The sequence below is a fragment of the Streptomyces sp. NPDC001406 genome (genome assembly GCF_042895285.1).
Taxonomy (GTDB): Bacteria; Actinomycetota; Actinomycetes; order Streptomycetales; family Streptomycetaceae; genus Streptomyces.
In genome coordinates, this window is sequence record NZ_JBIAWG010000004.1 from 504596 (window position 1) to 516284 (window position 11689).

The window sequence follows — 11689 nt, forward strand, 5'->3', positions numbered from 1 at the left end:
GTCCGCCGATCATGGAAATCGTGGCGAACGTGCTGGTCGGCCTGGTGGCCGCGCTGCACGCGTACATCCTGGTGCTGGAGATGTTCCTGTGGCAGAAGAAGCCGGGCCGGGCGCTGCACGGCTTCGACCCGGAGCTGGCGCGGGCCACCGCACCGCTGGCCGCCAACCAGGGGCTCTACAACGGCTTCCTGGCGGCCGGCCTGGTGTGGGGACTGATCGCCGCCGATCCGACCGGCTACCGGGTGCGGGTGTTCTTCCTGTCGTGCGTGGTCGTCGCGGGCGTGTTCGGCGCGCTCACGGCCAACCGCCGCATCCTGTTCGCCCAGGCGCTGCCCGGCGCGCTCGCCCTGACCGCCGTGCTCCTCGCCCGGTGACCAGGCCCGCACCCGAGGACCCGCGGGCCGCGCGCACCCGGGCGCGGCTGCGCGCGGCCCTGCTGGAGGAGTGCGCCGAGCGGCCCCTGGCGGAGGTTGGGGTGGCCGCGCTTGCACGGCGGGCCGGGGTCGGCCGGGCCACCTTCTACGTGCACTACGACGGGCTGGAGGCGCTGGCGGTCGACGCCTGCGCGGATGTCGTACGGGACGCGGTCGACGCGCTGCACGCCTGGCGCGGCCGCCCCGATCCGGTGCACGCCCCGCCCGCGCTGCGGGAGTTCTTCGCGGGCCTCGCCCCGCACGCGGCCCTGTACCGGACCCTGCTCGCGCCGGGCGGCGGCGGGCCGCTCGGCCGGGTCCTGCACCGGGACCTGCGGGCCCGCAGCCTGGCCGAGCGGGAACTGGCGGGTGCCGCGGACGCCCCGCTGGTCGCCTCGGCCGTGGCCGCCACCTTCGCCGGTGTGCTCGCCGACTGGCTGCACGGGCTCCTGGCGGCCTCCTCGGACGAAGTCGCCGACCAGGTCTGGCAGTTGCTGGTGGCGCTGCACATGAGCCGGTGACGGGTCACCGGCAGGCCGGGCCGCCGTGCTTCGTCAGCGGCCAGGCCTCCACCCCGTCGGGGGTGCGGATGTACGCCGTGGCGCGGTCGTCGGTCAGCCACAACTGCCGGTCGTGGTAGCGGTATCCGGTGTCGTGCGCGTCGGCGGGCATCCGGACGTCGCCGTCGTACGGCGCCGTGAGCATGGCCTCGGTGTCGAGTACGCCCTCGGGATCGCGGGCATAGCTCCTGCGGTCCTCGCCCCTGCCCAGGTCCAGGAAGTGCGCGCTCTGCCAGTCGCAGTGCTCGGGGCCGGCATGGCCCGTGATCTCCGCGACGGGTGCCCGCGCGCCCTTCCGGTCGGTCCAGACCTCGTACTCCTGTGTGTCCGTGAAGCTCGGCGGGAGTTCGGCCGGGTCGCATGAGGCGTCGGTCTCCGGGCCCCAACCGGGCCGGTCCTTCTGGTCCTTGGCGACCACGACGGCCACCTTGGTCCGCCCCCCGACGTCGTAGGAGTACAGCACGCGGTCGTGGTCCCTGCGCTCCACCCGGTAGCCGTATCGGGGCACCCCGGGCTCGAACATCCGGAAGAAGAGCTTCAGGCCGTCCTTCGGGGTGTCCGCGCCGTCGCCCTCGCCCCATCCGTCGGGCCCCTCGCCGTGGTAGATCTCCCCGTCGCACTCCAGTGCCCGGCCGGCCGCGCCGGAGGCGGTGCGCATCGCCTCGGGCGTGCTCTCGTCCATGGCCTTCGTCGGGACATACAGCGGACCGCTGTACGGCGTCGCCGGCGGCGTGCCCTCGACCACCGGGTCCGGCCCGCCGCCGCTGTCGTCGCAGGCCACCACCGTCACGGCCACGAGTACGGCCGCTGCCGCAAGGCCTCCGCGCATGCCCGCCCCCTGTTCCTCGGCTCCGGTTCCGGTCCTTCGACGCGGCACCGGGCCGGAACGTTCGAAGATCAGCGGGTCGTCTGGAACGTGCGTCGGTACGTCTGCGGCGACACCCCGATCGCCGCGTGCAGATGCTGGCGCAGGGAGGCGCCCGTCGCAAAGCCGACCTCGCCGGCGATGCGGTCCACGGACAGGTCGCTGGACTCCAGCAGATGCCGGGCGCGGGTGACGCGCTGCTGGATCAGCCAGCGGCCGGGGCTGACGCCCACCTCCTCGTTGAAGCGGCGGGCGAAGGTGCGCAGGCTCATCCGGGCGTGACCGGCGAGCTCGGTCAGGGTCAGCGGCTCGCCGAGGCGCTCCAGGGCCCAGGCGCGGGTCCCGGCGGTGCTCGCGGCGCCGCTCTCCGGGACCGGCTGCTCGATGTACTGGGCCTGGCCGCCGTCCCGGAACGGGGGCACGACACAGCGGCGGGCCACCTTGTTGGCCAGTTCGCTGCCGTGGTCGGTGCGGACGATGTGCAGACAGATGTCGACGCCGGAGGCCGCGCCGGCCGAGGTGAGGATCCGGCCGTCGTCGACGAACAGGACGTCCGGGTCGAGGTCGACGTACGGGTACATCGCCCGGAACCGGTCGGCCACCTGCCAGTGCGTGGTGGCCCTGCGGCCGTCGAGGAGTCCGGCGGCGGCGAGGACGAAGGCCGCGGTGCATATGGACACGATCCGCGCGTCGGGCCGGATCCTCGCCAGCGCGGCGGCGATCTCGGGGGTCAGCTCGGTGGGGATGTACGGGGCCGCCATGGAGACGACCACCACGGTGTCGGCCGTGGCCAGGATCTCGGGGCCGTGCTCGACGGCGACGGAGAAGTCGGCGTTGGTGCGCACCGGCCTGCCGTCGACGGTGCAGGTCAGGACCTCGTACCGGCCGTCCGCCGCGCCGAGGATCCGGCTGGGGATGCCCAGCTCGAAGGGGTAGACGCCGTCCAGCGCCAGGACGACGACCCGTTCCGCTCTCCGCTCACCACGCATGGCACGATCCTATCGAAGCTTGGCAATCGTGCCATTTTCCGTGCGGGCGCGACCCGGCAGGCTGGTCGACCATGAGCGATGTGAACACGATGCGTGCCATCAGCCAGGACGTCCTCGGCGGTCCCGAGGTCCTCAAGGAAGTGCGGCTGGAGCGGCCGGTCCCGCGCCCGAACGAGGTGCTGGTCCGGGTGCGCGCCGCCGGGGTCAACCCCACCGACTGGAAGCACCGCGCCACGGGCGGCTTCCTCGGCCGACCGCCCTTCGTCCTGGGCTGGGACGTCTCCGGAGTGGTCGAGGCGACCGGGATCGGCGTCGCCACGTTCGTCCCCGGGGACGAGGTCTTCGGCATGCTGCCCTACCCGTTCGGCCACGGCTCCCACGCCGAGTACGTGATCGCCCCGGTCCGCGCCCTCGTGCACAAGCCCGACGCGATCGACCACACGCAGGCGGGCGCGCTGCCGCTGGTGTCCCTGACCGCGTGGCAGGCCCTGGTGGAGACCGCGGAGTTGCGGCGGGGCCAGCGGGTCCTGATCCATGCGGCGGCCGGCGGGGTCGGCCATGTGGCCGTGCAGATCGCCAAGGCGCGCGGCGCGTATGTGATCGGTACGGCGAGCGCGGGCAAGCACGAGTTCCTGCGCGGGATCGGCGTGGACGAGGCGATCGACTACCGGGCCACGGACTTCACGGAGGCCGTGCGGGACGTCGACGTGGTCCTGGACACGCTGGGCGGCGACACCTCGGTGCGTTCGCTGGGTGTGCTGCGTCCGGGCGGGATCGTGGTCTCGATCCTGCCGGTCGGTTCGGCGGACTTCTACGAGGAGGCCGAGCGGCGCGGCGTACGGGCGGTGCGCATGCTCGTCGACGCCGACCGGGCCGGGATGCGGGCGATCGCGGAACTGACCGAGGCGGGCAAGCTGCGCGCCACGATCGCCGGGACATTCCCACTGACCGACGCCGCGAAGGCACACGAACTGGGCGACACGGGCCGGACGACGGGGAAGCTGGTGCTACTGGCGGAGTGAGCCGGAGGGTCGGTATCGGTAGGTGAGTACGGCGTTGATCGCCGCGGCGGTAGCGGCCCTTCGGCGACCGGCTCGACCAGGGCCGGGACGAAGGCCCGCGGCTGGCTGCCGCCGAGGGCCAGGGCCCACGATCCGCTTGCCCGCGAACAGCCCGTTGACCTCCGGGGAAACCTCGCTGCCGCACGGCGGGGCGCCGACGGCGACCAAGGGGCCGCGGGCGGCGAGCACGTCGACGCTGCCGCTCATCTCGACGATGCCGCTCATCTCGACGAGGCCGTCGGCGCCCTGACCGCCGGTGATGCCGCCCGGCGCCCGGGCCGGGTCGGTCTCGCTCGCGTCGACGGTGCGGGTCGCCCCCAACTCACGGGCCGTTCCCGGGCGTTCGGCGAGCCGGTCGACGGCGACGGCGGCAGTGGTGGCCGGGGAAAGCTCGGCCGCCATCACGGCCGGGAGGCCGACCGCCCCGGCAGCGACGACGCCGAGCATGCTGCCGGCGGCAGTACGTCCGGTCGCCGGGGCCACACCGGTGACAGCCGCGCCGACGGCCTCGGCGCCGCCCAGGCCGTGGCCGACCTCGTACGGTTGCCGGCAGGCCGTGGGCTCGTTGTCGACGTCCGGTCCGTGTTGTCGCAGCCCTGCCACCCCGCGACACGGGAAGACATGCGCCAAACTCGAAGACATATGTCAATCGAACATGCTCAAATTCCCTCTATCGAGGGTAACTTGCTGGGCGGGGAACAGTTTTCCGGGCGCGGGTGGGAGGTGGTTCGGCCGTGCGACAGGACCCGGCACCGCTGTCCCGGCATCTGCGCGTCCACCAGGACCGCGGTCACACAGTGCTGGAGTTCCGCGGCGAGATCGACATCGCTGCGGCCACGGAGATCGCTCCGTACCTGGACCGGGTGACGGACCGGACCGGTGCCCGGATCGTGCTCGACCTGCGGCACATCGAGTTCTTCGACTGTTCGGGGCTGCGCCTGCTGTACCGGGCCCGGCGCCGGGTGCTCGACCGTGACGGGCAGTTGCAGCTGGTCTGCACCCACCCGCTGACCCTGCGCGTCTTCCGGGTCACCGGACTGTCGCGGCTGCTGCCCCCGCAGCCGACCCTGGACGCGGCCCTGGGCCAGCCCGAGGCCACGTCCGGCTCTTTGTGACCCCGCCCGCCTACGTGATGATCCTGGTGACCTGACCGGCGCCCACCGTCCGCCCACCCTCCCGGATGGCGAACTTCAGGCCCTCCTCCATGGCGATCGGCTGGATCAGCTCGACGTGCATGGTCGTGTTGTCGCCCGGCATGACCATCTCGGTGCCCTTGGGCAGGGTCACCACACCGGTCACGTCGGTGGTGCGGAAGTAGAACTGGGGGCGGTACTTCTCGAAGAAGGGCGTGTGCCGGCCTCCCTCGTCCTTGGACAGGATGTACGCCCGCGCCTCGAACACCGTGTGCGGCGTGACCGACCCCGGCTTGATGACGACCTGGCCGCGCTCGACCTCCTCCCGCTTGACGCCCCGCAGCAGCAGACCGACGTTCTCCCCGGCCCGGCCCTCGTCGAGCAGTTTGCGGAACATCTCGACGCCGGTGACCGTCGTCTTCGTCTTCTGCGGATGAATGCCGATGATCTCCACCTCGCTGTTGACCCTCAGCGTGCCGCGCTCGATCCGGCCGGTGACGACCGTGCCGCGGCCGGTGATGGTGAAGACGTCCTCGACCGGCATCAGGAACGGCCTGTCCACATCGCGCTCCGGCTCGGGCACGAACTCGTCGACGGCGTCCAGCAGTTCGAGCACCGAGGCGGTCCACTGCGGGTCGCCCTCCAGCGCCCTGAGCGCGGAGACCTTCACCACCGGCACGTCGTCGCCGGGGAACTCGTACTCGGTCAGCAGCTCGCGCACCTCCAGCTCGACGAGCTCCAGGATCTCCTCGTCGTCCACCATGTCCGTCTTGTTGAGCGCGACCACGATGTAGGGCACGCCCACCTGCCGGGCCAGCAGCACATGCTCCTTGGTCTGCGGCATCGGCCCGTCGGTGGCCGCGACGACGAGGATCGCGCCGTCCATCTGGGCCGCACCGGTGATCATGTTCTTGATGTAGTCCGCGTGTCCCGGGCAGTCGACGTGTGCGTAGTGCCGGCGCTCGGTCTGGTACTCCACGTGCGCGATCGAGATGGTGATGCCGCGCTGGCGCTCCTCGGGCGCCTTGTCGATCTGGTCGAACGGCGTGAAGGGGTTGAGCTCGGGGAACCTGTCGTGCAGCACCTTCGTGATGGCTGCCGTGAGGGTCGTCTTGCCATGGTCGATATGACCGATGGTGCCGATGTTGACGTGCGGTTTGGTCCGCTCGAACTTCGCCTTGGCCACTGCCGACCCTCCTGGTCACGTGGGTGATGTCAAGTGCGGCTCCGCTGCCTCCCGTCCTTCATGTCTATTCGCTCCGGGGCGCGTCGAACAGGGCGCTGACGGACTCACCGTTGTGAATCCGGCGCACGGCCTCGGCGAGCGCCGGGGCGATGGACAGGACGCGCAGTTTGGCCTTGTGCTCCTCGATGTCCTCCACCGGCACCGGCACGGTGTTGGTGCACACGATCTCCAGCACGTCCGGCTGCTCGGTCAGCCGCTTCAGGGCACCCGCCGCGAACAGCCCGTGGGTGCAGGCCACCCGGATCGAGCGCGGCCCCGACTCCCGCAGCCGTCCCAGGAGCTCGATCACCGTGCTGCCCTTGGCGATCTCGTCGTCCAGGATGATGACGTCCCGCCCGGTCACCTCGCCGATCACGGAGCTGATGCTCACCCGGTCGTCCGCGAACCGCTGTTTGGCACCGGCCGCGACCTGGGCGCCGATCAGCCGGGCGAACGCGGCGGCCTCCTTGGCGTTGCCCAGGTCCGGCGAGACCACGGTGGTGCGCGAGAGGTCGTACTGCCTGAAGTGCGCGGCGAGTTCACGCAGCGCGTGCAGATGGTCCACGGGCACCGAGAAGAATCCGTTCACCTGCGGCGAGTGCAGGGTCATGGCCAGGACGCGGCTCGCGCCCGCCGCCACCATGAGGTCGGCTACCAGACGGCCGCCGAGGGAGATACGGGGTGCCTCCTTCTTGTCGGAACGGGCGTAGGAGTAGTGCGGCATGACGATGGTGATGCGGCCCGCGGAGGCGCCCCGGGCCGCGTCGCACATCATCAGCAGCTCGACCAGGTGCTCCTGCACCGGCTTGACCAGCGGCTGGACGAGGAAGACGTCCCGCTCGCGGCAGTTGGCCTGAAGCTGTACCTCCAGACAGTCGTTGGCGAACCGGCTGACCCGGGTGGGGCTGAGCGGCACCCCGAGGTGCGCACAGACCTCCTGTGCCAGCTCGGGATGGGCACTGCCACTGAAGACGGTGATGTCACGCACGATCCGCTCCTCGCATGATCATTACGGGCTGCGGGCTCATGCTACTGAGGCCGCCCGTGCGCCCGGCGCGCCTACGTCAGGCGGCCCAATCCGCCAACGCACCGGCCTGGCAACGGTTTTGGCGGGCATGCGGACGGTAGGAAGGAGGGCCGTCGACATGACGACGTCCATCAAGGCCCTGCCGGCACGCATGCCCCTGTGGGCGAAGCTGGTGACCGCGCTCGTCGTGGTGCTCGCGGTGCTGTTCGCGGGGATCAGGCTGGCCGTGCTCCCCGGCCTCAAGGACCTCTTCGGCACCGAGACGCACGACCGGTCCGGCCCCGCGCTCCTCAAGTCCATCCAGGACATGAGCCGTTACGACGCCGCCTCCGGCAACTTCCAGGTCGTCGTGGACCTGGAGAAGAACGCCAGGTATCTGCCGTCCGCGATCCGCGGCACCCGCACCCTGTACGTCGGGGCGGGCACCGTGGACGCGTATGTCGACCTCGGCAAGGTCGGCGAGAAGGACGTGACGGTCAATGGCGACCGCACCTCCGCCACCCTGCGGCTGCCGCACGCGCGGCTCGGCAAGCCGGCTCTCGACGCCGACCACTCCTACACCGTGTCCAAGCAGCGCGGCCTGATCGACCGGCTCGGGGACCTCTTCTCGGACAACCCCGACAGCGAGCACGCCGTGCAGCGCCTCGCCGTGCGCCACATCGGCGAGGCGGCCACGGGCAGCGGGCTGACCGCACGGGCCGAGACGAACACCACCGGCATGCTCCAGGGCCTGCTGGGTTCCCTGGGCTTCAAGGAGGTGCATGTGTCGTACGGATCCTGATCAGGCGCCCGGCACAGCGAACAGGGCACGCCTTACCACACTGGGAAGTCGAGGACTGGAGGATCGAATGGCCCGCAGCGCCCCGAGCCCGCGCAAGGCGAAGCGGACGACCAAAGGCGCTCGCGACGCGCTGCCCACCCCGTTACGGGTGCTCACGATGGTGTGCGCCTTCGCCTTCATGGTGGTGTTCGCCGTCGTTCTGGCCCGGCTCACCCTGCAGCCGTCCCCGGCATCGGTCCCGCTCACGCACAGCAATCTGCATCCGGGCCGCTCCCTGAAGGCGTATCTGGATCAGCCGGAACTGCGCGACGCCGTCAAGCAGATCGGCGGGAATCTGCTGCTGGGCATCCCGTTCGGGGTGCTGGTCCCGGTGCTGGCGCCGCGGGCGCGCGGCATCCTGCAGATCCTGCTGCTCACCGCGATCGTGATGCTGCTGGTGGAGCTGGCACAGGGGGCGCTCGTCACCGGTCGCGCCTTCGACATCGACGACGTCATCCTCAACACCGTGGGCGCACTGGGCGGTTACCTGCTTCTGGGACGGCGACTGGGGCGGTCGGTGCATGCGCGGGCGCGGAAACAGTGATCACGCAATGCGGAAACAGTGATCACGGAAATTGGTCCGGACCAGACTCTTGACGCCCTCTTATCTCACTTCTTAAATCAAGTGGCGACCCGTCCGTCCCCCACCGGAATGGAGTGCCATGGCCTCCCCACGCCTGCTTCGCAGATGTCTGTTCGCCGCCCTGTCCGCCGCCCTGGTCGCGTCCGCCGCGATCGGCCCCGCGCGGGCGGATGCCTCCAGCGCCTCCTCCGCCGCCGCCGTGACCTTCTCGGACAGCTTCGACGGGCCCGCCGGCGCGGCGCCCGACTCCTCGAAGTGGCAGACCGAGACCGGCGACAACGTCAACAACCACGAGCGGCAGTACTACACGGCGGGCAACAGGAACGCGGCCCTGGACGGCCAGGGCCATCTGGTGATCACCGCCCGGCGCGAGAACCCGGCCGGCTACCAGTGCTGGTACGGCACCTGCCAGTACACCTCGGCCCGGCTGAACACCGCCGGGAAGTTCACCGCCCAGTACGGGCATGTCGAGGCCCGGATGAAGATCCCGCGCGGACAGGGCATGTGGCCCGCGTTCTGGATGCTCGGCACACCGGTCAACTGGCCCGACTCGGGCGAGATCGACGTCATGGAGAACGTCGGTTACGAGCCCTCGACCATCCACGGCACCATCCACGGCCCCGGCTACTCCGGCTCGGGCGGCATCGGTGCCGGCTACTCGCTGCCCGGCGGCCAGGCCTTCGCGGACGCCTTCCACACCTTCGCCGTCGACTGGGCGCCCGACTCGATCACCTGGTCGGTGGACGGGACCGTCTACCAGCGGCGCACACCGGCCGACCTGGGCGGCCGGACCTGGGTGTTCAACAAGCCGTTCTTCCTGATCCTGAACCTGGCCGTGGGCGGCTACTGGCCCGGCGATCCGGACGGCTCCACCGTCTTCCCGCAGCAGCTGGTGGTGGACTCGGTCTCGGTGACGACCGGCGACTCCGCGGCCGCGGTCGCGATCAAGGGGCTGGCCGGCAAGTGCATGGACGTGGCCGGGGCGAACTCCGCCAACGGCACCCCCGTACAGCTCTACGACTGCAACGGAACCGGCGCGCAGAAGTGGACGGTCGGCTCGGACGGCACCATTCGGGCGCTCGGCAAGTGCCTGGACGTCACCGGCAACGGGACCGCGGACGGCTCGACCGTCCAGCTGTGGGACTGCACCGGTGGACCGAACCAGAAGTGGGCCGTCTCCGCGGCGCACGACATCGTGAACCCCCAGGCGAACAAGTGCCTGGACGTCACCGGCAACAATCCGGCCAACGGCACCCGGCTGCAGATCTGGACCTGCACGGGCGGCGCCAACCAGAAGTGGACGGTCGGCTGAGGCTGCCGGGACAGCGCCTAGCGGCGCGGCACCCAGGTGAACTTGTCGCCGCCCACCCAGCGGACCACCTCCGGGTCGTCCAGGTCGTGGACGGTGATACCGAAGGCCGCGGCGGTTTCCAGGACGTCGGTGATGGCGTGCGCCTCACCGACGACCTGACCGTCGATCTCCACGATGCGGAAGGGCGGGGTGCCCGGCTTGCCGGTCATCACCCCAAGCACCATCACGCGCGGGTGGGAGATGTGCGGGGCTCCTATTTCGGTCATGCATAGAGCGTAGAACGCAACCGGCGAGAGCGAGTGACGCACGTCACTGATCAGGGGCGGACCGGCTCCCGCCCTCCGTCGTGCGGCCCCGTCGGCGCTGGGGAACCCTGGAGGTGGAGGTGGCGATGGATCCCGTCGAGGCTCTGGACCGGATCGCCTTCCTGCTGGAGCGGTCCCTGGCACCGACGTACCGGGTACGTGCCTTCCGCACCGCCGCCGGGGTGCTCGCGGCGCTGCCCGAGGGGGAGGTGGCAAAGCGCGCGGCCGCCGGGACGCTGGAGTCGCTCAAGGGCGTCGGCCCGAAGACCGCGCAGGTGGTGCGCGAGGCCGTGGCCGGGCAGGTGCCCGAGTATCTGCGCGGGCTGGAGGAGGCGGCCGGGGGCCCGCTCGTCCAGGGCGGGGAGCGGCTGCGGGAGCGGTTGCGCGGGGACTGCCATCTGCACTCCGACTGGTCGGACGGGGGCAGCCCGATCGAGGAGATGGGGCGCACCGCGGCACGCCTGGGACACGAGTGGGCGGCGCTGACCGACCACTCCCCGCGGCTGACCGTCGCCCGTGGGCTGTCGCCCGAGCGGCTGCGCGAGCAGCTGGAGGTGGTGGCGGGGCTGAACGCCACCTGGGCGCCGTTCCGGCTGCTCACCGGCATCGAGTGCGACATCCTGGACGACGGCTCGCTGGACCAGGAGCCGGACCTGCTGCAGCGGCTCGACGTGGTCGTGGTGTCCGTGCACTCCAAGTTGCGGATGGACACCCGCTCGATGACCCGCCGCATGCTGGCCGCCGTACGCAATCCGCTCTCGGACATCCTGGGGCACTGCACGGGGCGGCTGATCACGGGGCGGGGACGGCCGGAGTCGGAGTTCGACGCGGACGCGGTGTTCGCCGCCTGCGCCGAGTCGGGCACGGCCGTGGAGATCAACAGTCGTCCGGAGCGGCTCGACCCTCCGCTGCGGCTGCTGCGGCGGGCCGTCGACGCGGGTGTCCTGTTCTCGATCGACACCGACGCGCACGCACCCGGCCAGCTGGACTGGCAGATCCACGGCTGTGCCCGGGCCGAGGAGTGCGGGGTGCCCGCCGAGCGGGTGGTGACCACGTGGTCCGCCCCGGAGCTGCTGGCCTGGACCCGGGAGGGCCGGGTGCCGGCGCGGGCGCAGTGACGCAGATCACCGCCGAACCGGCCGGCCCGCTGGAACACCCAAGGGTGGTTGCCCGTTGAACCAGCCGTGGGTGCGGATGGGACAGTGCTCCCGGGCCTCGCTGAAGCCCTGTGGAGCCTTTCATCGCCGAGAGGCGACCGCCGTCCGTGCCCGCCGTTCAGCCGCCCCGACCGTGATTCCCCCGTCGCGGTCGGGGCTTTCCGCTGTCTGCGGCCCGCGCGGCTCACGCCCGCTCGTTCCGCGTGACTTGAGTCGACTTCGAGTTGACTTGGAGCGCA

The 11689-nt window shown here is 71.2% G+C and carries 14 protein-coding genes; 8 read left to right on the top strand and 6 right to left on the bottom strand.

All coding sequences use genetic code 11. The annotated features are described in order from the left end of the window. Positions 1–11 precede the first annotated feature (11 nt). Positions 12–374, top strand: coding sequence for a DUF1304 domain-containing protein (locus ACFY1J_RS12565; protein ID WP_390731194.1), 363 nt, complete (start codon positions 12–14; stop codon positions 372–374). Then, positions 371–934, top strand: a complete 564-nt coding sequence (locus ACFY1J_RS12570) for a TetR/AcrR family transcriptional regulator (RefSeq protein ID WP_363298114.1) — start codon at positions 371–373, stop codon at positions 932–934. The genes ACFY1J_RS12565 and ACFY1J_RS12570 overlap by 4 nt, the downstream gene beginning before the upstream one ends. 4 nt (positions 935–938) lie before the next feature. On the opposite strand, the gene ACFY1J_RS12575 is transcribed toward ACFY1J_RS12570, so the two are convergent. Together ACFY1J_RS12575 and ACFY1J_RS12580 are read right to left on the bottom strand one after the other, a co-directional pair. Beyond that, positions 939–1802 carry a hypothetical protein gene (locus ACFY1J_RS12575; protein ID WP_390731195.1) on the bottom strand — a complete coding sequence of 288 codons (864 nt, stop codon included), beginning with the start codon at positions 1800–1802 and terminating at the stop codon, positions 939–941. Between the two features lie 68 nt (positions 1803–1870). Further along, positions 1871–2827: a GlxA family transcriptional regulator gene (locus ACFY1J_RS12580; protein WP_390705832.1), complete on the bottom strand. Its 957-nt coding sequence runs from the start codon at positions 2825–2827 to the stop codon at positions 1871–1873. 71 nt (positions 2828–2898) lie between these two features. Between ACFY1J_RS12580 and ACFY1J_RS12585 the strand changes: the two genes are divergently transcribed. Beyond that, on the top strand, positions 2899–3849 hold the full coding sequence (locus ACFY1J_RS12585) for an NADP-dependent oxidoreductase (RefSeq protein WP_390705831.1): 951 nt from the start codon (positions 2899–2901) through the stop codon (positions 3847–3849). Here the strand turns inward: ACFY1J_RS12585 and ACFY1J_RS12590 are convergent. Continuing rightward, positions 3835–4491: a zinc-binding dehydrogenase gene (locus tag ACFY1J_RS12590; RefSeq protein ID WP_390731196.1), complete on the bottom strand. Its 657-nt coding sequence runs from the start codon at positions 4489–4491 to the stop codon at positions 3835–3837. The genes ACFY1J_RS12585 and ACFY1J_RS12590 overlap by 15 nt on opposite strands. Positions 4492–4622: 131 nt before the next feature. Between ACFY1J_RS12590 and ACFY1J_RS12595 the strand changes: the two genes are divergently transcribed. After that, positions 4623–5003, top strand: a complete 381-nt coding sequence (locus ACFY1J_RS12595; RefSeq protein WP_390705830.1) for an anti-sigma factor antagonist — start codon at positions 4623–4625, stop codon at positions 5001–5003. A 10-nt stretch (positions 5004–5013) separates the two neighbouring features. Here the strand turns inward: ACFY1J_RS12595 and tuf are convergent, their stop codons facing one another. Both tuf and ACFY1J_RS12605 read right to left on the bottom strand, forming a co-directional pair. Then, on the bottom strand, positions 5014–6207 hold the full coding sequence (tuf, locus tag ACFY1J_RS12600) for an elongation factor Tu (RefSeq protein ID WP_390705829.1): 1194 nt from the start codon (positions 6205–6207) through the stop codon (positions 5014–5016). 64 nt (positions 6208–6271) lie between these two features. Beyond that, positions 6272–7234: a ribose-phosphate diphosphokinase gene (locus ACFY1J_RS12605; protein WP_390705828.1), complete on the bottom strand. Its 963-nt coding sequence runs from the start codon at positions 7232–7234 to the stop codon at positions 6272–6274. A gap of 157 nt (positions 7235–7391) precedes the next feature. Between ACFY1J_RS12605 and ACFY1J_RS12610 the strand changes: the two genes are divergently transcribed. The 3 genes from ACFY1J_RS12610 (at position 7392) to ACFY1J_RS12620 (ending at position 9988) form a co-directional block, all read left to right on the top strand. Further along, positions 7392–8054: a DUF4230 domain-containing protein gene (locus ACFY1J_RS12610; protein ID WP_390705827.1), complete on the top strand. Its 663-nt coding sequence runs from the start codon at positions 7392–7394 to the stop codon at positions 8052–8054. A 67-nt stretch (positions 8055–8121) separates the two neighbouring features. Beyond that, positions 8122–8637 (top strand): VanZ family protein, encoded by a 516-nt coding sequence (locus ACFY1J_RS12615; protein WP_390705826.1) that lies wholly within the window; start codon positions 8122–8124, stop codon positions 8635–8637. 118 nt (positions 8638–8755) lie between these two features. Then, positions 8756–9988, top strand: a complete 1233-nt coding sequence (locus ACFY1J_RS12620; protein WP_390705825.1) for a ricin-type beta-trefoil lectin domain protein — start codon at positions 8756–8758, stop codon at positions 9986–9988. Positions 9989–10005: 17 nt separating this feature from the next. Here ACFY1J_RS12620 and ACFY1J_RS12625 read toward each other — a convergent pair whose 3' ends face one another. Next, on the bottom strand, positions 10006–10254 hold the full coding sequence (locus tag ACFY1J_RS12625; RefSeq protein ID WP_390705824.1) for a hypothetical protein: 249 nt from the start codon (positions 10252–10254) through the stop codon (positions 10006–10008). A gap of 125 nt (positions 10255–10379) precedes the next feature. On the opposite strand from ACFY1J_RS12625, the gene ACFY1J_RS12630 reads away from it, so the two are divergent. Next, a complete protein-coding gene (locus ACFY1J_RS12630; protein WP_390705823.1) occupies positions 10380–11411 on the top strand; it encodes a PHP domain-containing protein in 1032 nt (343 codons plus the stop codon). Positions 11412–11689 lie beyond the last annotated feature (278 nt).

Excerpts from the sequence above, each read along its gene's own strand:
- ACFY1J_RS12575 (WP_390731195.1), bottom strand. The coding sequence starts at position 1,802 with ATGCGCGGAGGCCTTGCGGCAGCGGCCGTACTCGTGGCCGTGACGGTG.
- ACFY1J_RS12620 (WP_390705825.1), top strand. The coding sequence starts at position 8,756 with ATGGCCTCCCCACGCCTGCTTCGCAGATGTCTGTTCGCCGCCCTGTCC.
- ACFY1J_RS12630 (WP_390705823.1), top strand. The coding sequence starts at position 10,380 with ATGGATCCCGTCGAGGCTCTGGACCGGATCGCCTTCCTGCTGGAGCGG.
- ACFY1J_RS12565 (WP_390731194.1), top strand. The coding sequence starts at position 12 with ATGGAAATCGTGGCGAACGTGCTGGTCGGCCTGGTGGCCGCGCTGCAC.
- ACFY1J_RS12585 (WP_390705831.1), top strand. The coding sequence starts at position 2,899 with ATGAGCGATGTGAACACGATGCGTGCCATCAGCCAGGACGTCCTCGGC.
- ACFY1J_RS12615 (WP_390705826.1), top strand. The coding sequence starts at position 8,122 with ATGGCCCGCAGCGCCCCGAGCCCGCGCAAGGCGAAGCGGACGACCAAA.
- ACFY1J_RS12580 (WP_390705832.1), bottom strand. The coding sequence starts at position 2,827 with ATGCGTGGTGAGCGGAGAGCGGAACGGGTCGTCGTCCTGGCGCTGGAC.
- ACFY1J_RS12610 (WP_390705827.1), top strand. The coding sequence starts at position 7,392 with ATGACGACGTCCATCAAGGCCCTGCCGGCACGCATGCCCCTGTGGGCG.
- ACFY1J_RS12625 (WP_390705824.1), bottom strand. The coding sequence starts at position 10,254 with ATGACCGAAATAGGAGCCCCGCACATCTCCCACCCGCGCGTGATGGTG.